The organism is Streptomyces sp. NPDC005722, from assembly GCF_040630935.1.
In the GTDB taxonomy this organism is placed as follows: Bacteria; Actinomycetota; Actinomycetes; order Streptomycetales; family Streptomycetaceae; genus Actinacidiphila.
The window spans coordinates 1-22633 of sequence record NZ_JBEXYN010000075.1; the positions used below are offsets into that span (position 1 = coordinate 1).

The 22633-nt window shown below is 74.9% G+C and carries 17 protein-coding genes and 2 pseudogenes; 13 read left to right on the forward strand and 6 right to left on the reverse strand.

Annotated features, from left to right (window positions below; all coding sequences use genetic code 11):
* The 3 genes and pseudogenes from ABZ479_RS39980 to ABZ479_RS39990 form a co-directional block, all read left to right on the forward strand.
* Positions 1-98 (forward strand): annotated as a pseudogene (locus tag ABZ479_RS39980) (MBL fold metallo-hydrolase); the annotation flags it as partial.
* A 22-nt stretch (positions 99-120) separates the two neighbouring features.
* Positions 121-1113 carry an aldo/keto reductase gene (locus ABZ479_RS39985; protein ID WP_500466168.1) on the forward strand — a complete coding sequence of 331 codons (993 nt, stop codon included), beginning with the start codon at positions 121-123 and terminating at the stop codon, positions 1111-1113.
* A gap of 77 nt (positions 1114-1190) precedes the next feature.
* A complete protein-coding gene (locus ABZ479_RS39990) occupies positions 1191-1871 on the forward strand; it encodes a uracil-DNA glycosylase (RefSeq protein ID WP_500466169.1) in 681 nt (226 codons plus the stop codon).
* A gap of 69 nt (positions 1872-1940) precedes the next feature.
* Here the strand turns inward: ABZ479_RS39990 and ABZ479_RS39995 are convergent, their stop codons facing one another.
* Positions 1941-2450 (reverse strand): DinB family protein, encoded by a 510-nt coding sequence (locus ABZ479_RS39995; RefSeq protein WP_500466170.1) that lies wholly within the window; start codon positions 2448-2450, stop codon positions 1941-1943.
* Positions 2451-2489: 39 nt separating this feature from the next.
* Positions 2490-3086 (reverse strand): TetR/AcrR family transcriptional regulator, encoded by a 597-nt coding sequence (locus ABZ479_RS40000; RefSeq protein WP_500466172.1) that lies wholly within the window; start codon positions 3084-3086, stop codon positions 2490-2492.
* 399 nt (positions 3087-3485) lie between these two features.
* On the opposite strand from ABZ479_RS40000, the gene ABZ479_RS40005 reads away from it, so the two are divergent.
* Both ABZ479_RS40005 and ABZ479_RS40010 read left to right on the forward strand, forming a co-directional pair.
* Positions 3486-4697 (forward strand): FAD-dependent monooxygenase, encoded by a 1212-nt coding sequence (locus ABZ479_RS40005; RefSeq protein ID WP_500466173.1) that lies wholly within the window; start codon positions 3486-3488, stop codon positions 4695-4697.
* 13 nt (positions 4698-4710) lie between these two features.
* Entirely contained in the window at positions 4711-5625 is a 915-nt protein-coding gene (locus tag ABZ479_RS40010; RefSeq protein ID WP_500466174.1) for a Gfo/Idh/MocA family protein, read from the forward strand.
* Here ABZ479_RS40010 and lnt read toward each other — a convergent pair.
* Positions 5597-7123 carry an apolipoprotein N-acyltransferase gene (gene lnt / locus ABZ479_RS40015; RefSeq protein WP_500466175.1) on the reverse strand — a complete coding sequence of 509 codons (1527 nt, stop codon included), beginning with the start codon at positions 7121-7123 and terminating at the stop codon, positions 5597-5599. The two genes, ABZ479_RS40010 and lnt, sit on opposite strands and share 29 nt — an antisense overlap.
* Before the next feature lie 187 nt (positions 7124-7310).
* Between lnt and ABZ479_RS40020 the strand changes: the two genes are divergently transcribed.
* Positions 7311-9734: a SpoIIE family protein phosphatase gene (locus ABZ479_RS40020; protein ID WP_500466176.1), complete on the forward strand. Its 2424-nt coding sequence runs from the start codon at positions 7311-7313 to the stop codon at positions 9732-9734.
* Positions 9735-10430: 696 nt separating this feature from the next.
* Here ABZ479_RS40020 and ABZ479_RS40025 read toward each other — a convergent pair.
* Positions 10431-11123: a hypothetical protein gene (locus ABZ479_RS40025; protein WP_500466177.1), complete on the reverse strand. Its 693-nt coding sequence runs from the start codon at positions 11121-11123 to the stop codon at positions 10431-10433.
* Positions 11124-11270: 147 nt separating this feature from the next.
* Here ABZ479_RS40025 and ABZ479_RS40030 point away from each other — a divergent pair, with 147 nt between their 5' ends.
* The 5 genes from ABZ479_RS40030 to ABZ479_RS40050 all read left to right on the forward strand — a co-directional run bounded on the left by ABZ479_RS40030 (position 11271) and on the right by ABZ479_RS40050 (position 16713).
* The gene (locus ABZ479_RS40030; RefSeq protein WP_500466178.1) at positions 11271-12146 is read left to right on the forward strand and encodes an Fpg/Nei family DNA glycosylase; all 876 of its coding nucleotides are present in this window, start codon (positions 11271-11273) and stop codon (positions 12144-12146) included.
* Positions 12147-12209: 63 nt separating this feature from the next.
* Complete coding sequence (locus ABZ479_RS40035) at positions 12210-12821, forward strand: NAD(P)-dependent oxidoreductase (protein ID WP_500466179.1); 612 nt, start codon at positions 12210-12212, stop codon at positions 12819-12821.
* Between the two features lie 149 nt (positions 12822-12970).
* Positions 12971-13507 (forward strand): DoxX family protein, encoded by a 537-nt coding sequence (locus ABZ479_RS40040; RefSeq protein WP_500466180.1) that lies wholly within the window; start codon positions 12971-12973, stop codon positions 13505-13507.
* A 68-nt stretch (positions 13508-13575) separates the two neighbouring features.
* Positions 13576-14742, forward strand: coding sequence for a lactate 2-monooxygenase (locus tag ABZ479_RS40045; protein WP_500466181.1), 1167 nt, complete (start codon positions 13576-13578; stop codon positions 14740-14742).
* A gap of 144 nt (positions 14743-14886) precedes the next feature.
* On the forward strand, positions 14887-16713 hold the full coding sequence (locus ABZ479_RS40050) for a hydroxysqualene dehydroxylase (protein WP_500466182.1): 1827 nt from the start codon (positions 14887-14889) through the stop codon (positions 16711-16713).
* Between the two features lie 6 nt (positions 16714-16719).
* Here ABZ479_RS40050 and ABZ479_RS40055 read toward each other — a convergent pair whose 3' ends face one another.
* Entirely contained in the window at positions 16720-17430 is a 711-nt protein-coding gene (locus tag ABZ479_RS40055) for a class I SAM-dependent methyltransferase (protein WP_500466183.1), read from the reverse strand.
* A 135-nt stretch (positions 17431-17565) separates the two neighbouring features.
* On the opposite strand from ABZ479_RS40055, the gene ABZ479_RS40060 reads away from it, so the two are divergent.
* Positions 17566-17988, forward strand: coding sequence for a VOC family protein (locus tag ABZ479_RS40060; RefSeq protein ID WP_500466184.1), 423 nt, complete (start codon positions 17566-17568; stop codon positions 17986-17988).
* Here ABZ479_RS40060 and ABZ479_RS40065 read toward each other — a convergent pair.
* Positions 17963-19876: a PAS domain S-box protein gene (locus ABZ479_RS40065; protein ID WP_500466185.1), complete on the reverse strand. Its 1914-nt coding sequence runs from the start codon at positions 19874-19876 to the stop codon at positions 17963-17965. The two genes, ABZ479_RS40060 and ABZ479_RS40065, sit on opposite strands and share 26 nt — an antisense overlap.
* A gap of 288 nt (positions 19877-20164) precedes the next feature.
* Between ABZ479_RS40065 and ABZ479_RS40070 the strand changes: the two are divergent.
* Positions 20165-22543: pseudogene (locus ABZ479_RS40070) on the forward strand (phosphoketolase family protein); the annotation flags it as partial.
* Positions 22544-22633 lie beyond the last annotated feature (90 nt).

A 22633-nucleotide genomic window follows, 5' to 3' on the forward strand; every position in this document is an offset into this window, starting at 1 on the left:
GGCGGGCACCGAGCTCACGGTGCTGCACACCCCCGGCCACGCGCCGGGCGCCGTCTGCCTGTACGCGCCTTCCCTCGGCACCGTCTTCGCCGGCACCAGGGACTTCCCCGCATCCGAGGAGTGCGCACCACGCGATACCGCACACTGGCCGGCGGCGCCGGACCGGAGGTCAGCACCCTGTGCCTGGGCGCCCTGCCCTTCGGCACCACGGTCGACGAGGAGACCTCCTTCGCGCTCCTCGACCGCTTCACGGAGGCCGGCGGCACCTTCGTCGACACCGCGAACAACTACGCCTGCTGGGTGGACGGCGCCACCGGCGACGAGAGCGAACTGCTGCTCGGCCGCCGGCTGCGCAGCCGCCGGGCGAGGGACCGGGTCGTGTTCGCCACCAAGGTCGGCGCCCGGCCCGACCCCGCGCGCGGCACGCGGTGGATCGGCGACGACGGCGACCTCGGCAACGCCGAGGGCCTGGCCGGGCACGTCGTCCGCGCCGGGCTGCGGGACAGCCTGCGCCGGCTCGGCACCGACCGCGTGGACGTCCACCACGCCCACGTCGACGACCCGCGGGTGCCGCTGGAGGAGACCGTCGAGGCCTTCGCCGGCCTCGTCGCCGACGGTTCGGCCGGCACGCCCGGCGTCAGCAACCACGCCACCGGCCGCATCGCCGAGGCCCGCCGGATCGCCGCCGGACGCGGGCTGCCCGGCTACCGGGTGGTGCAACAGCGGCACACCTACCTGCGGCCGCGGCCGGGAGCGCGCTTCGGCGTGCAGCGGCACGCCGACGCCGGACTCCTCGCCTACGCGGGCGGGGCGGCCGACCTGGACGTGACGGCGTACTCCACGCTCGTCCACGGCGCCTACACACGGGACGACAAGGAACTGCCCGAGCAGTACCGGCACGAGGGAACGCGGCGCCGGCTGCGCGTCCTGCGGGAGGTGGCGCGGGAGACCGGTGCCACCCCCCACCAGGTCGTGCCGGCCTGGCTGCTGGGCGGTGACGTGCCCGTCCTGCCGGTGCTCGGGGTCAGCAGCGTCGCCCAGCTCGACGAACTCCTGCCCGCGGCCGACCTGGTGCTCGCACCGGAGCTGCGCGCCCGGCTGGACGCCGCCTGACACCCGGCCGGGCGGATTGTCGGTGCGGGGCGGTACGTTCGTCCCCAGTAACGGATCGCGTACCGGAGGTTCCCGTCGTGCCCATCACGCTGCCCGAGTCCTGGCAGGCCGTCCTCGGTGAGGAGCTGGAGAAGCCGTACTTCACCCAGCTCACCGAGTTCGTGGAGGAGGAGCGTGGGAAGCACAAGGTCTTCCCGCCGCGCGAGCAGGTCTTCGCGGCCCTGGAGGCCACTCCCTACGACAAGGTGAAGGTGCTGGTCCTCGGCCAGGACCCGTACCACGGTGAGGGCCAGGGGCACGGGCTGTGCTTCTCCGTGCAGCCGGGCGTCAGGACGCCGCCGTCGCTGCGGAACATCTTCAAGGAGATGAAGGAGGAGTACGGCTACCCGATCCCGGACAACGGCTACCTGATGCCGTGGGCCGAGCAGGGCGTGCTGCTGCTCAACGCGGTGCTGACGGTGCGCGAGGCCGAGGCCAACTCGCACAAGGGCAAGGGCTGGGAGAAGTTCACCGACGCGGTCATCAAGGCCGTCGCCGCCCGGCCCGAGCCGGCGGTCTTCGTCCTGTGGGGCAACTACGCCAAGAAGAAGCTGCCGCTGATCGACACCGAGCGGCACGCGGTCGTCCAGGGTGCCCACCCCTCGCCCCTGTCGGCCAAGCTCTTCCTCGGCAGCCGCCCCTTCACCCAGATCGACGAGGCGCTCAAGGCACAGGGCCACGACCCGGTGGACTGGCGCATCCCGAACCTGGGCGAGTGAGGACCGGCCCGGGCCGGACGGCGCACGGGGGTCGTCGCCCGGCCCGGGCCGAGGGGGATGCTCGAGGCGTCAGTCGCCCGTGACGCCGTCGATGCGCTCGCGGATCAGGTCGGCGTGGCCGTTGTGGCGGGCGTACTCCTCGATCATGTGGACGTAGATCCAGCGCAGGGAGACCTCGTGCTTGCCGTGCCGCAGCCCGGTCTCGTCGAGGGACCGGCCGCGGGCCGCATCGCGGGCGTGCACGATCTGGGCGCGCCAGGTGGCGAACGCCTCGGCGGTGTCGGCCCTGTCGAGGTCGTGGAACTCACCGTCGGGATCCGCGTCGCTGCGGTAGAACGGCGAGATGTCCTCGCCGGCGAGGACATTGCGGAACCAGCCGCGTTCGACGTTGGCCATGTGCCGGACCAGGCCCAGCAGCGTGAGGTCGGACGGGGGCGCGGCGGCCGTGCGAAGCTGCTCGTCGTCCAGGCCGGCGCACTTCATCGCGAGGGTGTCGCGGTGGAAGTCCAGCCAGCTCTCCAGCATGGTGCGCTCGTCGGCGGTGCAGGGCGGGTCGGTGCGCTCCGGTGACGTCGTCATGCCGCCATGATGGCGGGCCCCTCCGACGGCGTCGACGCGTCAGCCGCCGGCGCCGGCGCCGAGCATGCCCCGCAGCAGGTCGCCCGCGCCCGCCCGCAACTCGGCCTCGGACGGCGGTGACACGGACCCGGCGCCCGCGACGGAGTGGAAGAGGACGCCGTCGCACCAGGCGATGAGGGACCGCGCGTGCCGCTCCGGCTCGGCGGAGCCCACGGCGCGCAGCATCGCCTCCAGCTGCTCGCGGAAGGCACGGCCGGCGGTGTCGTAGACCGTGCGCAACTCGGGGCGCCGGGTGGCCTCCAGGGCGAGCTCCAGCCGGGCGCGGGTGAGGTCGCGGGACTCGGTGACCGAGCGGTGCAGGAAGTACGCGAGCAGCGCGGCCAGCCCCTCGGGCCCGGGGGCGGGCGCCCGGCTCGCGGACGAGCCGGCGGCCTGCGACTCGCGGAGGGCCAGCCTGCGGACCGCCGCCTCCAGCAGGGCCGCCCGGGTCCTGGCGTGGTTGGACGTCGAGCCCTGCGGCAGACCGGCCGCCTCGTCGACCGCCCGGTGCGTCAGCCCCCGCATGCCGCGCTCCGCGAGCAGCGCGAGTGCGGTGTCGGCGATCAGCTCGGGCCGGGAGGTCTGCACGGTGCTCATGACGGCAACCTACCGGTCCCCTTCCGCGCACCCGCCCCGCCGTACCTTCCGCCCCCGGTGCCCGGGACGCCTGCGGCAGCCGGGCCGGGCGCGACCTCTTCGCGGTGGAGCGTGCAGGGGTTGTCCGGCCGGGGCCCGTCGCCCATGGGGCAGGGCGGTCCCGGCGGGGGTCCTGGGAGGTGCCGTGGGCGGGCTCGGGGTCACGGGGTGGGCTTGCGGCGGTCCGGGGCGGTTCTCGTCCTCCCTGCGCCCCCGGCGGCGGGGCGTGTACGGGATCCGCCGCCGTGGGCGGTCTCGTCCCGGGACGGAACCGCTTCCCGGGGTGCGTCTTCCTCCGATCACTACAGGTGTAGTACGGTAATGACTACACCTGTAGTGAGGGGAAGGGGATCGGACGCCATGGGCCGTACACCGCCGCAGCCGCACGCCGTCGTCGTCGGGGCCGGGATCGGGGGACTGGCCGCCGCCGTGGCCCTGCGCAGGCGCGGCTGGCGGGTGACCGTCCTGGAGCGCGCGGCGGCCCTGGAACCGGTGGGCGCCGGGATCGGCATCGCGCCCAATGCCCTGCGGGCGCTGGACGTGCTCGGGGTCGGGGAGGCCGTGCGCGCCATGGCGGCCTTCCAGGGCGAGGGCGGGCTGCGCCGGCCCGACGGGCGCTGGCTGTCGCGGACCAGCGGTGAGGCCGCCGCCGAACGCTTCGGGGGTCCCGTGGTCATCGCCCACCGGGCGGAGCTGGTCGCCGTGCTCGCGGGCCTCCTGCCGGACGGCGCGCTGCGCACCGGGACCCGGGTGGTGTCCGCATCGCCCGAGGGGAAGGTCACCACCGAGGACGGGACGGTCGACGCCGATCTGGTGGTCGCCGCCGACGGGATCAACTCCGCCGTGCGCGCCGCGCTCTTCCCGGAGCATCCGGGGCCCCGCTACAGCGGGTTCACCAGCTGGCGCACGGTCGTCCCGGCGCCCGCCGCGTACCTGCCGCACGAGACCTGGGGGCGCGGCCGGCTGTGGGGCACCGTGCCGCTCACCGGCGGCCGCGTCTACTGCTACGCCACCGCCGTGACCGCGCCCGGCGGCCGCGCCCCGGGCGGGGACGAACGGGCCGAGCTGCGGCGGCTGTTCGGCGACTGGCACCGGCCGATCCCCGAGCTGATCGACTCCGCCGCGCCCGGGACCGTGCTCCGCAACGACGTCCACCACCTCGCGCGCCCGCTGCCCGCCTTCCACCGGGGGCGCGTCGTCCTGCTCGGCGACGCCGCGCACGCCATGACGCCCAACCTCGGCCAGGGAGGCTGCCAGGCGCTGGAGGACGCCGTCGTCCTCGCCCACCTCGCGGCCCCCGACGCCGGGCAGGACGCCCTCGCGCGTGCCCTCGCCGCGTACACCGCGCAACGGCTGCCCCGCACGACCGCGGTCGTGCGCCGCTCCTGGGGCGTCGGGCGGCTCACCACCTGGTCGTCCCGGCCCGCCGTCGCCCTGCGCGACGCCCTGTTCGCCGGCGTCAACCGGGTCGGCCCGCGCCTGGCGCTGCGCAGCCTCGACGGGATCGCCGACTGGCGGCCGCCGACCGGCCCGTATGCTGCCGACGGCACAGGTCGGGCAGGGCAGGCGTAGGCGGGAGCGGCACATGGAACCCCTCAGGATCGGGGTCATCGGACTCGGCGACATCGCGCGCAAGGCGTACCTGCCGGTGCTGACGGCCCAGCCGGGGGTGGAACTCCACCTGCACACCCGCACCCGCGCGACCCTCGACACCGTCGGCGACACCCACCGCGTCCCGGCCCCGCACCGCCACGACACCCTCGACGCCTTGCTCGACCAGGGGCTCGACGGGGCGTTCGTGCACGCCCCCACCGAGACGCACGTCGAGATCACCGAGCGCCTCATCGACGCGGGCGTCCCCGTCTACGTCGACAAACCGCTCGCCTACGACCTGGCCGGGGCCGAGCACCTGGTGCGCCGCGCCGAGGAGCGCGGCGTCGGGCTGACGGTCGGCTTCAACCGCCGCCACGCACCCGGTTACGTCCAGTGCGCCGACCACCCGCGCGACCTGGTGCTGATGCAGAAGAACCGCATCGGCCACCCGGACACCGCGCGCACCGTCGTCTTCGACGACTTCATCCACGTCGTCGACACCCTGCGCTTCCTCCTCCCGGGCCCCGTCGAGCACACCGACGTCCGGGCCCGGGTCCGCGGCGGGCTGCTCCACCACGTCACGCTGCAGCTGTCCGGCGACGGCTTCACCGCGATCGGCGTGATGAACCGCATGAGCGGCTCCAACGAGGAGGTCCTGGAGGTCATGGGCCACGACAGCAAGCGTCAGGTGTTCAACCTGGCCGAGGTCGTCGACCACAAGGGCCAGCCCACCGTCCGCCGGCGCGGCGACTGGGTGCCCGTCGCCCGTCAGCGCGGCATAGAGGGGATCGCCCTCGCGTTCCTCGACGCCGTCCGGCACGGCAAGCCCCTCGACGCCCGCGACGCGCTGCTCACCCACGAACTGTGCGAGCGCGTCGTCACGGCCGTGACCGAACAGACCTCCTGAGCGCCGCCTCGTACGCCCCCGCCCCGGCGAGCAGCAGGACGGTCAGCCGGGGCACCCAGTCGCCGAGCCGGTCGTACGGGCTGCGCCCCGAGACCAGCGGCACGTCGTAGACCCGCGCCGTGCTGCTCGACGTGCCCAGCACCGGGCCGATCCGCTCGCCGCGGGCGTCGTTGACCACGCTGGTCCCGGTCAGTGTCGCGTGCACCATGGGCCGCCAGGACTCCGCCGAACGCAGCGCCGCCAGCGAGGCGTGCTGCGCGGGCGCCCAGCTCTCCTGGAACGAGGAGGTGGAGGACTGCGCCACCAGCAACTGCGCTCCGTCGTCGGCGAGGTGCCGGCTCATGTCGGGGAACGCCGACTCGAAGCACACCAGCGGCCCGAGCCGTACCGCGCCCGCGTCCATCACCACCTGGTGGTCGCCGCGGATCCGGTCCTCGCCGGCCGCCCTGCCCACCGACGTGGCCCAGCCCAGCACGGTGCGGGCCGGTACGTACTCGCCGAAGGGCACCAGCCGCATCTTGTCGTAGCTCGGGCCCACCGGCCCGTCCGGGCCCATCAGCACCGAGGTCTTCGATATCCCGAGGCCGTCCGCCCGCCGCGCGTCCACGTTGACGAGGACGTCGGCGCCGACGTCGCGGGACAGCGCGGCCAGCCGGTCCGCGAGGTCGGGGCGGGCCGAGAGGTCGAAGCCGACGCTGCTCTCCCCCCACACCACCAGGTCCACGCCCCGGCCCGCGAGCGTACGGGTCAGCTCCTCCCCCCGGTCGAAGCGCGGCTGCGGCCCGTCGACCACCCCCGGCTGCACCACCGCCACCCGCACCGACTCCCCGCTGCGGGACGGGACCGGCGCCCAGGCCCACACCGCCGTCGTCCCCACGGCCGCGGCCGCCAGCACCGACCCCGCGGCCGCCCGGCCGGAGGGCACCGCGAGCAGCGCCGCCAGCGCCGTGTTGACGGCCACCACCAGGAAGCTGACCAGCCACACGCCCCCGATCGACGCCAGCCGCAGCGCCGGCGTCACCTGCCACTGGCTCGCCCCCAGCAGCCCCCACGGCCCGCCCAGGTACTCCCACGACCGCACCAGCTCGACCAGCAGCCAGGCGCACGGCACCAGCACCACCGCCGCCACCACCGAGCGGCCGTCCGGGGCGCCCCCGAGCAGCCGGCGCACCAGCCACCCCCACGGCGCCCACAGGACCCCCAGCAGCAGGGCTATCAGCACGATGAAGACGTGCAGGCTCGGGATCAGCCAGTGGTGCACGGCCACCATGAAGCCGGCCCCGCCCAGCCAGCCGTCCAGCGCGGCCCGCCGCCCGGTCGGCGCGGCGCGCGCCAGCAGCATCCACGGCACCAGGGCGACGTACGCCAGCCACCACAGCGCGGGCGCGGGGAACGCCAGCGCGGGGAGCGCCCCCGCCGCGACGGCCGCCGTGCCGCGTGTCCAGGGCGAGGCGCGCCGGGGGGAGGCCGTCAGCGGCCCGTCGACCTTCACCGTCACCTGCGCCACTCCTCACGCTCGCCTGGCCTCAGTCTCGTTCGTCCGGACGGCCTTGCCCAGAGGGCGACAGCGCGTGAGCCGGCGGCCCCGTGCCGTGCGCGCCGCACCGCCGCCGCGCACGCCGGTTGAGAGCGCCCCGGCGGAGGACCATGCTGAGGGGGACGGCCATGAGGGCGAGGACGTACCCATGGGAAGGCGCACCGGCCACGGCGAGCACGGGGGAGGGGACGAGCGCCACGGGCCGACGCCGCCCGCGGCCGCGGCCGTCGCTGCCGGGGACACCGGAGTGCTCACCGCCTGGGGCGAGGACGCCCGCCGCCTGCTCGGCTGGTCCTCCGCCGAGGTGCTCGGCCGGCCCGCCGTCGGCCTCCTCGCCGACCCGCTGCCCTTCGCCGCACTCCGCCGGATCGCCGCCGGGCGGTCCTGGACGGGCCCCGTCGCCCTGCGCCACCGGGACGGCCGCAGACTGCCGGCCCGGCTCGGCCTGCGCCTCCTCTGTGACGCCGCGGGCACCGCGCACTGGACCGTCACCGCGACCGTGACCGCCCCCGAACGGCCGGAACTGGACGCCCGGGTCCTCGACCAGCTCCCGGTGGCCGTGGCCGTCTACGACCGCGAGGTACGCCTCAGCACCGCCAACGCCGCGATGGAGCGGCTGGTCGGCAGGAGGGTGGCGGAGGTGCGCGGACTGCGGCTGCGCGAGTTCATGCCCGGAGCGGCCTTCGAGGAGTTCGACCGCGTCCAGGAAGCGGTCATGAGGAACGGCGAGACCGCGCGCCTGGAGAGCCTGGGCCGTCCGCCCGGCGACGACCGCGACCACGCCTACGCGATGCTCGTCTTCCCGCTGCGGGACGGATCGGGGCAGGTCACCGGGGTGTCCGCCGCGGTGTACGAGACGACCGAGCAGTTCCACGCCCGGCGCCGGCTGGACATCGTCAACGAGGCGAGCACCTGCATCGGCACCACCCTGGACATCACCCGCACCGCGCAGGAACTCGCCGACGTCTCCGTACGCCGCTTCGCCGACATGGTCAGCGTCGACCTGCTGGACTCCGTCGTCCGCGGCGAGGAGCCCGGCCCCCTGCCCGCCACCGGCGACCTCGCCTTCCGGCGCGTCGCCCAGCAGTCCGTACTGCCCGGCTGCCCCGAGGCCGCCGCGCAGATCGGCGAGCTGGACACGGTGCCCGACTACACACCGGCCGCCCGCGCCCTCGTCACCGGCCGGGGGTCACTGCACCGCACCCACGAGCCGGAGATCCGGCGCTGGACGGAGTACGACCGCGCCCGCGGCAAGAGCGTCGTCGACTACGGCGTGCACTCACTGATGGTCGTCCCGCTGTGCGCCCGCGGCACCACCCTGGGCCTGGCGATCTTCATCCGGCACCGCACCCCCGACGCCTTCCACGCCGACGACCTGATGCTCGCCGAGGAGATCGCCGCCCGGGCCGCCGTCTGCGTGGACAACGCCCGCCGCTACTCCAGGGAACGCTCCACCGCCCTCACCCTGCAGCGCAGCATGCTCCCGCGGCGCTCGCCGCGGCAGGCCGCCGTCGAGGTCGCCTCCCGCTACCTGCCGGCCGGATCCCGGGCGGGCGTGGGCGGCGACTGGTTCGACGTGATCCCGCTCAGCGGCGCCCGGGTGGCGCTCGTCGTGGGCGACGTCGTCGGCCACGGGGTGCACGCCTCGGCGACGATGGGGCGACTGCGCACCGCGGTCCGCACCCTCGCCGACGTCGACCTGGCGCCCGACGAACTCCTCACCCAGCTCGACGACGTGGTGGTGCGCCTCGACATGGAGGAGGGGCAGGGCATCGCGGGCGCCTCCGACCAGTCCGCCGGGGAGGTCGGCGCGACCTGCCTGTACGCGGTCTACGACCCCGTCTCCCGGCGCTGCACCATGGCACGCGCCGGCCACCCGCCGCCCGCCGTCGTACTGCCCGGCGGCCGGGCCGAGTTCCCCGAACTGCCCGCCGGACCACCGCTGGGGCTGGGCGGGCTGCCCTTCGAGTCGGCGGAGCTCGAACTGCCCGAGGGCAGCCTGCTGGCCCTCTACACCGACGGCCTCATCGAATCCGCCGGGCACGACGTCGACGCGGGACTCGCGCTGCTCGCCCGGACGCTCATCCGGCCCGCCGGGAGCCTGGAGGAGCTCTGCGACAACGTGCTGTACGGGCTGCTGCCGGACCGGCCCGGCGACGACATCGCCCTGCTCGTCGCCCGCACCCGGGCGCTCGACGCCCGCCAGGTCGCCACCTGGGAGGTGCCCGACGACCCGGCCGTCGTCGCCGACGCCCGCAGGAGGGCGGCGGAGCAACTCCGGGAGTGGGGGCTCGGGGACGTCGTGTTCCTCACCGAACTCGTCGTCAGCGAACTGGTCACCAACGCCATCCGCTACGCCGGCGGCGGCCCCATACAGCTCCGGCTGATCCGCGACGCCACCCTGATCTGCGAGGTCTCCGACACCAGCAGCACGGCCCCGCACCTGCGCCGCGCCCGCATCCTCGACGAGGGCGGCCGCGGCCTGCTGCTCGTCGCCCAGCTCACCCAGCGGTGGGGCTCCCGCCAGACCCCCACGGGCAAGACGATCTGGGCCGAGCAGGAACTCCCCTGACCCCGGCGTCGATGCGGTGCCGGCCCCGGCCCCGGCCCCGGCCCGGGCCTGGGTGTGGCGTCGTGCGCGGGGCGGTGCGGGCTGGGGCGGCGGCCGGTCTCGGTGCGTGCGGGTTCGGAGCGGTGTGCGGCGCGTGGTGTGGTTCCGTGGTGCCCGCGCCTGACGGCGACCGGTGCCGGAGTTGCCACGGTGTCCGGCTGGGTTGCGCCAGGGCTTTGGCGTGGCGCGGGCCTGGGTGTGGGTGGCGTCGTACGCGGGGGCGGTGCGGGCTGGCGGCGGTGGTGCGGGTTCGGAGTGGTGTGCAGCCCTTGGGGTGGCCTCTTTGGCACCCGAGCCGGCTTCCGCCGGCCTGGCGTTGCCACGGTTCCGGCTGGGGGCTGCGCCCGGCGTTGGTGCCTGACGCCGGGCGAGCGGCGGCCGGGTCGTACGGGAGCAGCCGTCCCCCGATTCGGCGCCGCTCAAGAAGCGCCGAGCAGTTCATCCGATCGTGGCATCGACTGATCGGCTCGAAGCGGCGCGCCGGACTGTGCGGCGCCCGATGCGAGCCGCGGCGTGCCGCGCGCCCGTGATCCGGCGCCGTTCAAGGAGAGCCGTGCAGTTCATCCGATCGTGTCATCGGCAGGCCCCCGGCGGCCCGCCGGACGTGACGCGGCCCCGCGCGTCGCGCGGGGCCGCGTTCGGGGGTGGGGAGGGGTGTCAGCCGCGGGGCCAGCCGCCGTGGCGGGTGCCGCCCCACTGGGTGCCGGTCCAGCCGGAGTCGTTGCCGGCGCGGTGGCGGCCGCTGTGGTGTCCCTGCTCGCCCGAGCGGTGGGCGGCGATGGCGCGGGACACGGCCTCCTGCCACTCGTCGCTGTCCCAGCTGCCGCTGACGCGGGCGTGGCGGCCCGGGGTGGGGGTGTCGTCCGGGGCGTCGGTCCGGGCGGCGTCGCGCGTGCCGGATCCCGTGCCCTGAGTCGTGGTGGTGCCCGTACCCGTGCCCCTCGACGCGGCCTTCGTGACCACCTCGGTGCCGGCCTGCGGGGACTCCGCGGCGACGGCGGCGCCCGCGGCGGTCGGCACGATGACGTCCTCGACGACCCCGTCCGGCACGGTGCTGGCCGGTTCCTGGGCGGCCTCCGCGACGCCGCCGGCCCCGCCGTGCGGCATGAGCATGGACAGCCCCGCGACCGCGCCGGTCGCGGTCAGCACGGCCGTGCCCAGGGAGCCGCGGCCGGGCCCCCGGCGCTGCCCGCGGTGACGGGCGCCGACGACCTCCCCGCTGATGACCCTGACCTCCGCGGCCTCACCGGCCTCCACCGGCTGCGGCCGGGGTATCACCTCGGTGGGGTCCAGCGCACCGGGGTCCAGGTGGTTCGGTGCCTCGGCGGGCAGGGGGAGAGAATCGGCCATGGCTGCGATCATTCACATCCGGCGGCCCGATGTCCAGTTCTCCCGAAGATCCAACTGTCTGTTCATGGTGCGGTATTGACGGAGAAACCGGGTGGAACCGTCCCGTCGGCGTTCGCATCCTTGCGCACCGGGGCGCAGACTGGTCGCATGCCGGAGCTGCCCGAAGTCGAGGCCCTGGCCGGGTTCCTCTCCGGCCGGATGGCCGGGCACGCCGTGGGCAGGGTCCTGCCGGTGGCGGTGAGCGTCCTGAAGACCTACGACCCGCCGCTGGACGCGCTGCACGGGCGCACCGTGACCTCCGTCGGCCGGCGCGGCAAGTTCCTGGTGTTCACCACCGATGGCGGCGAGGGCCCGTACCTCGCCGTCCACCTGGCCAGGGGCGGCTGGCTGCGCTGGAAGGACGACCTGCCCACGGCGCCGCCCCGCCCGGGCAAGGGCCCGCTCGCGCTGCGGCTGCTGATGGCCGAACCGGAGGGCGCCGGCTTCGACCTGACGGAGGCGGGGACGCAGAAGCGGCTGGCCGTGTACTGCGTCCGGGACCTCCAGGACGTCGCGGGCATCGCCCGCCTCGGCCCCGAACCGCTCGGCCCCGCCTTCACCCGCGAGGTCTTCGCCGGCCTGCTCTCCGGCGAACGCCGCCGCATCAAGGGCGTCCTGCGCGACCAGGGCGTCATCGCCGGTGTCGGCAACGCCTATTCGGACGAGGTGCTGCACGCGGCGAAGATGTCGCCGTACGCGCTGGCCGCGAACCTCTCCGAGGAGGAGGTCAGCCGGTTGTACGAAGCGCTGCGCACCACCCTCCAGGACGCCGTCGAGCGCTCCCGCGGCCTCGCCGCGGGCGATCTGAAGGGCGAGAAGAAGACCGGGCTGAGGGTGCACGGGCGGACCGGCGAACCGTGCCCCGTCTGCGGGGACACCATCCGCGAGGTCTCCTTCAGCGACTCCTCCCTGCAGTACTGCCCGACCTGCCAGACGGGCGGGAAGCCGCTCGCCGACCGCAGGATGTCGCGGCTGCTGAAGTAGCCGCCCGGCGGGCGGTGGCCCAGGATGGCTGGTGACCCTTCCCCGACCCGGAGCCACGCCGACATGCGCATCGCGATCTTCGGAGCCACCGGCCATGTGGGACGCGAACTCGTCACGCAGGCGCTCGACGCGGGCCACGAGGTCACCGCCCTGGCCCGCGACCCCGCCGCCCTCACCCCGCACGAACGGCTGACGGTGGTGCCCGGCGACGTCCGGGACGCCGAGGCCGTCGGGCGCGTCGTCGCGGGCGCCGACGGGGTGCTCAGCGCCCTGGGCACCCGTCCCCCGCGCGGCGGGACCGTCTGCGCCGACGGGATGCGGCGGATCCTCCCCGCCATGCGGGCGCTCGGCGTACGGCGGCTGGTGGCCGTCGGCGCCTACGGGTGCGGGCCCGGCAGGCGCGGCGCGTACCGGGTCGTGACCTCGCTGGTCATCCCGGCCCTCATGCGGGACAAGGACCGGCAGGAGGAGGTCATCCGCGCCGAGGGCGACCTGTGGACGATCGTGCGGCCCGCGGTGATCACCGGCGGCCGCTACTCCGGTGTCTACCGCACCGGCTCCGACCTGCGGCTGGGCCTCGGGTCCCGGGTGAGCCGGGCCGACCTCGCCGACTTCATGCTCCGCGCGCTCGGCTCCGAGGACTGCGTGCGGCAGGCCGTGGCCATCGCCTCCTGACCCGCCGCCTGACCCGCGTTCCGCCCCGCCACCCGCCCCGCCTCCCGACCGCCCGTACGGCCCACCGCGGGCGGCGCGGCCCGCGGCGGGCGCCGAGACTGGCCGTACGCGCCCCCACCGCCCCGCACCACGCCCGGAAGGACCCCGCCATGCCCAACAGCCGCCGCAAGGACCTCGGACTGCTCGCGCTGCGCCTCGGGGCCGGCACGGTGCTCGTCGCGCACGGCTCCCAGAAGCTCTTCGGGTGGTTCGGCGGCCACGGCCTGGAGGGCACGGGCGAGGCGATGGAGTCCATGGGCTTCCGGCCCGGCCGGCGCAGCGCGCTCGCCTCGGGCCTCGCCGAGGCGGGCGGCGGCACCCTGCTGGCGCTCGGCCTGGCCACCCCGGCCGCGGGTGCGGCCGCCGCCGGCGGGATGGCCGGCGCCGTCTCCGTGCACCTGCCGGCCGGTTTCTTCTCCGCCTCGGGCGGCTTCGAGTTCCCGGCGTTCCTGGGCTTCACGGCGGCCGCGATCGGTGTCGCCGGACCCGGCCGCTACTCCCTGGACCACGTGACCGGCGACGTACTGGACTGCCCCTGGACGGTCGCGGCCTGCTTCGCGGCCAGCGCCGTCGCCGCCGCGGTGGTCATCTCCCGCCGCAACGCGGCCGTACGCGCCGACATGGCGGCCGAGTTGCCGGGGGCCTGACCGGACGGTGGACGCGGCGTCGCGGTGCTGACACAGTCCTGCTCTCGGCACCGAGAGACGGGACAGGGATGGGCGACCGGGCGGACCACCAGTACGAGATCTACCTCAACGGGCTCGCGGGCGTGCTGCCCGCGCTCCCCACCGACCTGACACGGCTGGAGGCGCTGGCCGCCGAGCGCCTGGACCCCGGTCCCTTCGGCTACGTCGCCGGCAGCGCGGGCAGCGGCCGCACGGAACGCGCCAACCGCGAGGCCCTGGACCGGCTGCGGATCGTGCCGCGCATGCTGCGCGACGTGTCCGCGCGCGACCTGTCCGTCGAGGTCCTCGGCCGTACGCTGGCCGCCCCGCTCGCGCTGGGCCCGGTCGGGGTGCTGTCCATCGTGCACCCCGACGCCGAGCGCGCGGCCGCCCGTGCCGCCGCGGCGCAGGGCGTGCCGTTCGTGCTCTCCTCGGCGTCCAGCACGCCCATGGAGGAGGTCGCCGAGGCCATGGGCGACGCGGAACGCTGGTTCCAGCTGTACTGGGCCAAGGACCGCGAGGTGACGCGCAGTTTCCTGGGCCGCGCCAAGGCCGCCGGCTACACCGCGCTGTTCGTCACCCTCGACACCCCGCTGCTCGCCTGGCGGCCGCGCGACCTGGACCAGGCGTACCTGCCCTTCCTGAAGGGCATCGGCACCGCCAACTACTTCACCGACCCCGCGTTCCTCGCGGGCCTGGCCAAGCCCGTCGAACAGGACCTGAACGCCGCCGTCCTGCACTTCGTCGGCATGTTCTCGGACCCCGGCAAGACCTGGCCCGACCTCTCCTTCCTGCGCGAGAACTGGGACGGCCCCATCGTCCTCAAGGGCGTGCAGCACCCCGACGACGCCCGCCTGGCCGCCGACGCCGGCATGGACGGCGTCGTCGTCTCCAACCACGGCGGCCGCCAGGTCAACGGCGCCATCGGCGCCGCCGACGCCCTCCCCGCGGTGGCCCGTGCCGTCGGCGACCGCCTCGCCGTCCTCTTCGACAGCGGCGTCCGCACCGGTGACGACGTCCTCAAGGCCCTCGCCCTCGGGGCCTCCGCCGTGCTCCTCGGCCGTCCCTACGCCTACGGCCTCGGCCTCGACGGCCAGGCGGGCGTCGAGCACGTCATCCGCTGCCTGCTGGCCGAGTTCGACCTCACCCTCGCCCTGTCGGGCCACTCCCGGCCCGCCGACCTGGGCCCGGAGGCGCTGCTGCACGCGGGTGCGTGACGGCCGGACCGGCCGGTCGGCGGCGGACCGCGTGCCCGCGGCGACGTCGACCGCGGGCCGCGGCCCGAACACGCTGTGAGGGTCCTGTGCGGCCGCGGTCGGGGCGTCGCCGGTGGGGACGGAGGTGCCTAATCTGGCACGGCCATGATTGGCCGTCAGATCGGGGAGGCGTGCGTGGCGGTGGACGGGCGGACGCGCAGGGGGTTCCTCGCCGGGGCCGGCGGGGTGGCGGCTGGGGCGGTCGCGGTCAGGGCCGGGGTTCCCGGGGTGGCGCGGGCGGCGACCGGGACCAAGCGGGTGGCCGTCCTCGGCGGAGGGGTGTCGGGGCTGAGCGCCGCGCACGAACTGGCCGAGCGCGGCTACGCCGTGACCGTGTACGAGTACCACACCGCACTGGGCGGCAAGGCGCGCAGCATGGACGTCCCCGGCACGGGCGGCGGCGGGCGCAGGGCGCTGCCCGGGGAGCACGGCTTCCGCTTCTTCCCCGGGTTCTACCGCAACCTGCCGGACACGCTGCGGCGCATCCCCGTCGCCGGCAACCCCGGCGGCGTCCACGACAACCTGCGCTCCGGCACGGAGGCGCTGTTCGCCCGGGCGGGCGGCCGGGCCGATCTGCACTTCCCGCTCCGCCGGGTGACCACGCCGCCGCGCCCGGGCGACCTCACGCCAACGTGGATCCGCGACCAGGTGCTGTCCGTGCTCGGGCTGGTGACGCGGCTGCCGGCGCACGAGGCCGGGTACTTCGCCGACCGCGTGCTGGTCCACCTCACCAGCTGCGACGCGCGGCGCGAGGGCCAGTGGGAGCAGGTGCCCTGGTGGGACTTCATCCGCGCGGGGGAGATGAGCGAGGAGTACCGGCTCTTCTTCGGTGTGGGCCAGACCCGCAACCTCGTGGCCACCCGCGCCGAGGAGGCCTCGACCCGCACCGTGGGCCGGGTGATCATCGAAGCGCTGCTGCTGTGGGGCCTGCTGGGCCGCGGCCTGGACGGCGACGCCGACGTGGACCGCGTGCTCAACGCGCCCACCAGCGAGGCGTGGATCGACCCCTGGGAGGCCCACCTGCGCTCGCTCGGCGTCGAGTTCGTCCTCGGCACCGAAGTGCGCGAGGTGCTGTACGCGGACGGCCGGATCACCGGCGTACGCGTGGGCGCCCCGGACGGCACGGCCACCCGGACGGTCACCGCCGACCACTACGTCAGCGCGCTGCCCGTGGAGCACGCCCGGCCGACCTGGGGACCGGCCCTGCGCGCCGCGGACCCGCAGCTCGGGCGGTGCGACCGGCTGCGCACGGACTGGATGGTCGGCGTGCAGTTCTACCTGGCCAGGCCCACCCCGCTGGTCAACGGGCACGTCAACTGCCTCGACTCCCCGTGGTCGGTCACCGCGGTCGGGCAGGCCCAGTTCTGGGACGGACGCGACTTCGCCGCGGACTACGGCGACGGCCGCGCGGCGGACTGCGTGTCCGCCATCGTCTCCGAATGGGACAAGCCCGGCATCCTCTACGGCAGGACGGCCCGCCAGTGCACCCGCGAGGAGATCGTCGCCGAGACGTGGGCGCAGCTGAAGGACGCGGTCGGCACCGCCGGCGACGGGGTCCTGGACGACTCCGACCTGCTGTCGTGGTTCATGGACCCGGCCGTCACCGGTCTCGGCGGACCCCACCCGGGCAACCGCGAGCAGCTCCTGATCCACCCCGCCGGCACGCTCCACCACCGCCCCTCGGCGGCCACGGCCGTCCCCAACTTCTTCCTCGCCGGGGACTACGTCCGTACCGACGTCGACCTCGCCACCATGGAGGGCGCCAACGAGTCCGCCCGCCGCGCCGTGAACGCCCTCCTGGACGCGGACGGTTCGGACGCCGACCGCTGCCGCGTCATCCCCCTCTACCGGCCGCCGGAGCTGGAGGCCCTCAAGAGGGTGGACGAACTGCGCTACCGCCTCGGCCTGCCCAACACCTTCGACCTCGGCTGACCGGGTTCAGGAGGACGGCTTGCGGACGCGGAACGCGAACTGCCCGCAGTACGTGAGCTTGCGGAGGTTCGCGAGGGCGGCGCCGCGCTTCGTGCGCCGCGCCCAGGTGTCGATCTCGGCGTTCAGGGGTGACGTCTCGTCCCAGTAGCGCCCGTACTCGGACGGGCGGCCGTGGTACGAGCGCATGATGAGGGTCACCCCGTCCAGCGAGGGCCGGATCTCCTCCAGGGCCAGCCCGGCCTCCTCGACCAGCACCCGGAAACCGTACGGCGTGTAGTTCCAGAGGCTGAAGGAGTGGTACGGCTCGAACTGCGAGGTGCTGCCGATGAAGACCGCTCCCGGCCGGAGCACCCGGCCGATCTCGGCCAGCAGCTCCCGGGGGCGCGAGACGTGCTCGAACACCTGGTGCGAGTAGATCAGCGGGACCGCGCCGGTGCGGAAGGGCAGCCGGACGCCGTCGTAGTGGAGGACCGGGTCGCCGCCGGCGGTGCGCTGCCGGGCCTCGGGGGAGTCGCTGATGTCGACGCCCACCCAGCGCACCTGCGGGTCGTGCCGGCGGAAGAGCGCGGCCGAGGTGCCGCGGCCGCACCCGAGGTCCACCACCCGGTCCGGCGCCTGGGCGGAGGCCATGACCTCGTCGAGGTAGAAGCGCGACGTGACCTGGCGGGCGTGGTCGTCGGGGATGCAATCGCGCATGAGCTCCCACAGGGTTGCCATGGACCCGATGCTACGGACGGGCCCCCGGCCGGGACGGGCGGCGCGCGGCCCTGGTGACGTCCGCACCGCCGTACGGGCGCCGGGACCCGCGCGATGCGGACCGGAACCGACCGCAAGGCGCGCGAGCATGACGGTATGACGACGACATTCCGCGGTCTGGCCACCATCCGCTACCACGCGGAGGACCTCGCGGCCGCGAAGGCCTGGTACACCGAACTGCTCGGCGTGGAGCCCTACTTCGACACACCGGACTACATCGAGTTCCGGCTCGGCGACCACGGTCAGGAGCTGGGCGTCTCCCGTACGCCCTCCGCGCCCGCCGGCGTGGTCGCCTACTGGCACGTCGACGACGTCGAGGCGGTCTGGGGGCGCCTGCTCTCCCTGGGGGCCCGCCCGCACGAGGCTCCGCGCGACCACGGCCACGGCTTCGTGGCGGGCGCGGCCGTCGACCCCTTCGGGAACCTGCTCGGCGTGATGTACAACCCGCACTTCGTCGAGGTGACCGAAGCGCCCGGCGCCGCAGTCCCCGGCGTCACCCGTGCGCCAGCCGGAGGGTGAACCACACGGTCTTGCCGTCGCTGGACGGCCGGGTGCCCCAGCCCGCGGCCAGCGCCTCCACCAGCAGCAGGCCGCGCCCCGACTCGTCGCCCAGCTCGGCCGGACGGCGCTGCGGGATGTGCGTGCTGTGGTCGGTCACCTCGACGGTGATCTCCCGCTCGGTACGGTGCAGCCGCAGCCGCAGCGGCCCCTGGGCGTGCCGCACGGCGTTGGTGAGGACCTCCGAGGCCAGCAGGCAGGCGGCGTCCGCGACCCCCGCGCAGCCCCACTGCGCCAGGGTCTCGCGGACGAAGCCGCGCCCTTCGGCGACCGCCGAGGGGACGGCCGTCACCTCCATGGACGTCGCGGCGAGGGGTGCCTCGGGGAGCCTGGCCAGCAGCAGTGTGACGTCGTCGGCGTGGCCGTCGGCGTCGGGGCGGAGCGAGGCCAGCACCATGTCCGCGGCCTCCTCCAGCCCGGGGGAGCGGGCGAAGGAGGTGCGCAGCTCGGCGCCGAGCCGGCGCAGTTGCTCGTCGATGTCGGAGCGCGGCGTCTCGACCAGCCCGTCGGTGTACAGCACGAGCGTCGACCCGGCCGGAACGGGCAGGCACACCTGCTGGTGCGGCACCTCGCCGACGCCGAGCGGCACGCTGATCGGCGCGGGCAGTTCGCGGACGGCGGCGCCCGGGCCCGGGTCCACCAGCAGGACCGGCAGGTGTCCCGCCGAGCAGACCGTCACCTCGCCCGCGTCGGGGTCCACCACCAGGTAGCAGCAGGTGACGAGCTGGTCGGGCAGGTCGGTGACGAAGGCGTCGAGCGCCTGCATCAACTGCCGCGGGGGTATCCCGGTCTTGGCCAGGGCGCGGGCCGCCGACCGCAGCTGTCCCATCACCGCGGCGGCCTCCAGGCCGCGTCCCATCACGTCGCCGATGAGCACGCCCACCTGACCGCCGCCCAGCGGGATGAGGTCGAACCAGTCGCCGCCGACCCCGGCGCCCTGCGTGGCGGGGAAGTAGCGGCTGGCGGTGCGCATGCCGGGCGGTTCGGCGGGTGACCCCATGAGGCTGCGCTGCAGGGTCAGCGCGATGTGCCGCTGCTGCCGGTACAGCTCCGTCAGCTCCTCCTCGGCGCGCCGGAGGTCGGCGATGTCGCGCACGATGGAACAGGCGCCCACGATGGCCCCGTCGCGGCCGCGGATCGGCCAGAGGGTCACGTCGACGTCCAGCAGCCGCCCGTTGCTGGTCACCCGCAGCATCTCGAAGTGCTCCACCCGCTCCCCGCGGGCGAGCCGTTCCAGCAGGGCCGCGATCTCCTCCTTCAGGTGCGCGGGGGCCAGCATGGACACGTGCCGGCCGATGGCCTCCTCCGCCGAGTAGCCGTACAGCCGCTGAGCGGCGGCGTTCCAGTAGGTGATCCGGCCGTCGAGGGTCTTGGCGAGGATCGCGTCCTGGGACGACTCGACGAGCACCGCCAGCTCGTTGATGCGCTCCTCCGCCGCCTTGCGCTCGCTGACGTCGCGGACCGCCGCGGAGATCAGCAGGCCGTCGGCGGTCTGCAGCGGGCTGAGGCTGATCTCGACCGGGAACTCCCGGCCGTCCTTGCGCAGCCCGTACAGCTCCAAACCGGCGCCCATCGGCCGCACCTGCTGGTTGTCCGCGTAGCCGTGCCGGTAGGCGGGGTGGTGGCCGCGGAAGCGGTCGGGGACCAGCACCTCGACGGGGCGGCCCAGCAGCTCCTGCCGGGTGTGGCCGAACAGCGACTCCGTCTGGGCGTTGACCAGTCTGATGACGCCGGTGCCGTCCACGATGACCATGGCGTCCGGGGCCGCCTCGAGCAGCGCGCGGAACATCTCCCCGGCGGCCGGGTCACCGACCGCCGGGGCCGCCGTGTCGGTGCGGGTCTCGTGCATCGTCGTCCCCCTGTCCTTCGCGGCGTCCTCACGGGGCCGGTTCCGGGAACGTAGGGCCTGGCGGCCCGCCGTGCCGGGGATGCGCCGAAAGCGGTCCGGTTCGCCCGGATCCGCTCAATCCGCGATCTTCCCTGCCTCCTCCTCCGGCACGCGCACTCCACATCAGGGCCCGGGTCGGACATCGCGCCGGCGTCCGGACGGCCCGGAAGAGGCCCCGTCCGGCCCTAGCGGACCGTCACCGGGAATGCCGAGTCTGGGAAGGAGAGGTCTCCCGTACCCGATGTCCCGGAGGAAGCCGTGCACGACGAGGAGCTCCGCGCCCTCGACGCCCATTGGCGCGCCGCGAACTACCTGGCCGTCGGCCAGATCTACCTGATGGCCAATCCGCTCCTGACCGAGCCGCTCCGCCCCGAGCACATCAAGCCACGGCTGCTCGGCCACTGGGGCACCTCGCCCGGCCTGAACCTCGTCCACACCCACCTCAACCGGGTGATCAAGGCCCGCGGGCAGCGGGCACTCGCCGTGTGGGGGCCGGGGCACGGCGGCCCGGCCGTCCTCGCGAACTCGTGGCTGGAGGGCACGTACTCGCGGACCTACCCGGACGTCCCGCGCGACGCGGAGGGCATGCACCGGCTGTTCCGGCAGTTCTCCTTCCCCGGGGGCGTGCCGAGCCACGTCGCACCGGAGACCCCCGGCTCGATCCACGAGGGCGGTGAGCTGGGCTACTCGCTCTCGCACGCCTACGGCGCCGCCTTCGACCACCCCGGGCTCGTCGTCACCTGCGTGATCGGCGACGGCGAGGCCGAGACCGGCCCGCTCGCCGCGTCCTGGCACTCCAACACGTTCCTCGACCCCGTCCACGACGGGGCCGTCCTGCCCGTCCTGCACCTGAACGGCTACAAGATCGCCAACCCGGCCGTGCTCGCCCGGATCCCGGAGAGCGAGCTCGACGAACTGCTGCGCGGCTACGGCCACGAGCCGCTGCACGTCACCGGGGACGAACCACTGGCCGTGCACGCCGCGATGGCCGAGGCGATGGACACCGCCCTGGACCGCATCGCAGAGATCCAGGGCGCCGCCCGCGAGGGCGGGGGGCGCGAGGGTGGGGGGCGCGGGCGTCCGCACTGGCCCGTGATCGTGCTGCGCACCCCCAAGGGGTGGACCGGGCCGGCCGAGGTCGACGGCCTGCCCGTGGAGGGCACCTGGCGCGCCCACCAGGTGCCGTTGGCCGCGGTCCGCGACAACCCGCAGCACCTGCGGCAGCTCGAGGAGTGGATGCGCTCCTACCGGCCGCAGGAGCTGTTCGACGAGCGCGGCGCGCCCACCGCACAGGTGCTGGCCTGCGTCCCCGAGGGCGACCTGCGGCTCGGCGCCACCCCGTACGCCAACGGCGGGCTGCTGCTGCGCGACCTGCCCGTGCCGCCGCTGGAGCGGTTCGCCGTCGAGGTCGACAAGCCCGGTTCGACCCTGCACGAGCCGACCCGGGTCCTCGGCGGCCTGCTGGAACGCGTCATGGCCGACACCGCCGGACGCCGCGACTTCCGGCTCGTCGGCCCCGACGAGACCGCCTCCAACCGGCTCCAGGCCGTCTACGAGGCCAGCGGCAAGGCCTGGCAGGCCGAGGTCCTCCCCGTCGACGAACACCTCGACCGGCACGGCCGCGTCATGGAGATCCTCTCCGAGCACACCTGCCAGGGCTGGCTGGAGGGCTACCTCCTCACCGGCAGGCACGGGCTGTTCTCCTGCTACGAGGCCTTCGTCCACATCGTCGACTCGATGGTCAACCAGCACGTCAAGTGGCTGCGCACCACCCGGAAACTGGCCTGGCGCAGGCCCATCGCCTCGCTGAACTACCTGCTCACCTCGCACGTGTGGCGGCAGGACCACAACGGCTTCTCCCACCAGGACCCCGGCTTCATCGACCACATCCTCAACAAGGCGCCCGAGGTCGTACGCGTCTACCTACCGCCGGACACCAACACCCTGCTGTCGACCGCCGAGCACGTGCTGCACAGCCGCGACCACGTCAACGTCGTCGTCGCCGGCAAGCAGCCCTGCTTCGACTGGCTCGACCTCGACACCGCCCGCGCCCACTGCGCCCGCGGCGCCGGCGTGTGGCAGTGGGCGGGGACGGAGGACGGCACCCGCGAGCCGGACGTCGTCCTCGCCTGCGCGGGGGACGTGCCCACCCAGGAGGTGCTGGCCGCCGCCTCGCTGGTCCGCCGTCACCTGCCGGAGCTGGCGGTGCGGGTGGTCAACGTGGTCGACCTGGCCCGGCTGCTGCCCAAGGACGAGCACCCGCACGGCATGGCCGACCCGGAGTACGACGCGCTCTTCACCCGCGACAAGCCGGTGATCTTCGCGTACCACGGCTACCCGTGGCTCATCCACCGCCTCGCCTACCGCCGTGCCGGCCACCCCCACCTGCACGTGCGCGGCTACAAGGAGATCGGGACCACGACCACGCCCTTCGACATGGTCGTCCGCAACGACCTCGACCGCTTCCGGCTGGTCATGGACGTCATCGACCGGGTGCCGGGACTCGCGGTACGGGCCGCGCCCGTGCGGCAGCTGATGGAGGACGCCCGGCTGCGGCACCACGCGTGGATCCGCGAGCACGGCACGGACCTGCCGGAGGTCGCCGACTGGACGTGGCCCGGGCGCTGACCGGCCTGCCGGCGGCCGGTCCTACGGCGTGGGGCCCCCGCGCCCCCCCGGCGGCGCGGCCCGCGGCGCGGCCCCCCCCCCCCCCCCCCC

What these genes read in the sequence shown, in the direction of transcription:
- ABZ479_RS39995 (WP_500466170.1), bottom strand. Translation starts at nt 2,450, where the DNA reads ATGACGACGTCACCGGAGCGCACCGACCCGCCCTGCACCGCCGACGAG.
- ABZ479_RS40000 (WP_500466172.1), bottom strand. Translation starts at nt 3,086, where the DNA reads ATGAGCACCGTGCAGACCTCCCGGCCCGAGCTGATCGCCGACACCGCA.
- ABZ479_RS40005 (WP_500466173.1), top strand. Translation starts at nt 3,486, where the DNA reads ATGGGCCGTACACCGCCGCAGCCGCACGCCGTCGTCGTCGGGGCCGGG.
- ABZ479_RS40010 (WP_500466174.1), top strand. Translation starts at nt 4,711, where the DNA reads ATGGAACCCCTCAGGATCGGGGTCATCGGACTCGGCGACATCGCGCGC.
- ABZ479_RS40020 (WP_500466176.1), top strand. Translation starts at nt 7,311, where the DNA reads ATGGGAAGGCGCACCGGCCACGGCGAGCACGGGGGAGGGGACGAGCGC.
- ABZ479_RS40025 (WP_500466177.1), bottom strand. Translation starts at nt 11,123, where the DNA reads ATGGCCGATTCTCTCCCCCTGCCCGCCGAGGCACCGAACCACCTGGAC.
- ABZ479_RS40030 (WP_500466178.1), top strand. Translation starts at nt 11,271, where the DNA reads ATGCCGGAGCTGCCCGAAGTCGAGGCCCTGGCCGGGTTCCTCTCCGGC.
- ABZ479_RS40035 (WP_500466179.1), top strand. Translation starts at nt 12,210, where the DNA reads ATGCGCATCGCGATCTTCGGAGCCACCGGCCATGTGGGACGCGAACTC.
- ABZ479_RS40040 (WP_500466180.1), top strand. Translation starts at nt 12,971, where the DNA reads ATGCCCAACAGCCGCCGCAAGGACCTCGGACTGCTCGCGCTGCGCCTC.
- ABZ479_RS40045 (WP_500466181.1), top strand. Translation starts at nt 13,576, where the DNA reads ATGGGCGACCGGGCGGACCACCAGTACGAGATCTACCTCAACGGGCTC.
- ABZ479_RS40050 (WP_500466182.1), top strand. Translation starts at nt 14,887, where the DNA reads ATGATTGGCCGTCAGATCGGGGAGGCGTGCGTGGCGGTGGACGGGCGG.
- ABZ479_RS40055 (WP_500466183.1), bottom strand. Translation starts at nt 17,430, where the DNA reads ATGGCAACCCTGTGGGAGCTCATGCGCGATTGCATCCCCGACGACCAC.
- ABZ479_RS40060 (WP_500466184.1), top strand. Translation starts at nt 17,566, where the DNA reads ATGACGACGACATTCCGCGGTCTGGCCACCATCCGCTACCACGCGGAG.
- ABZ479_RS40065 (WP_500466185.1), bottom strand. Translation starts at nt 19,876, where the DNA reads ATGCACGAGACCCGCACCGACACGGCGGCCCCGGCGGTCGGTGACCCG.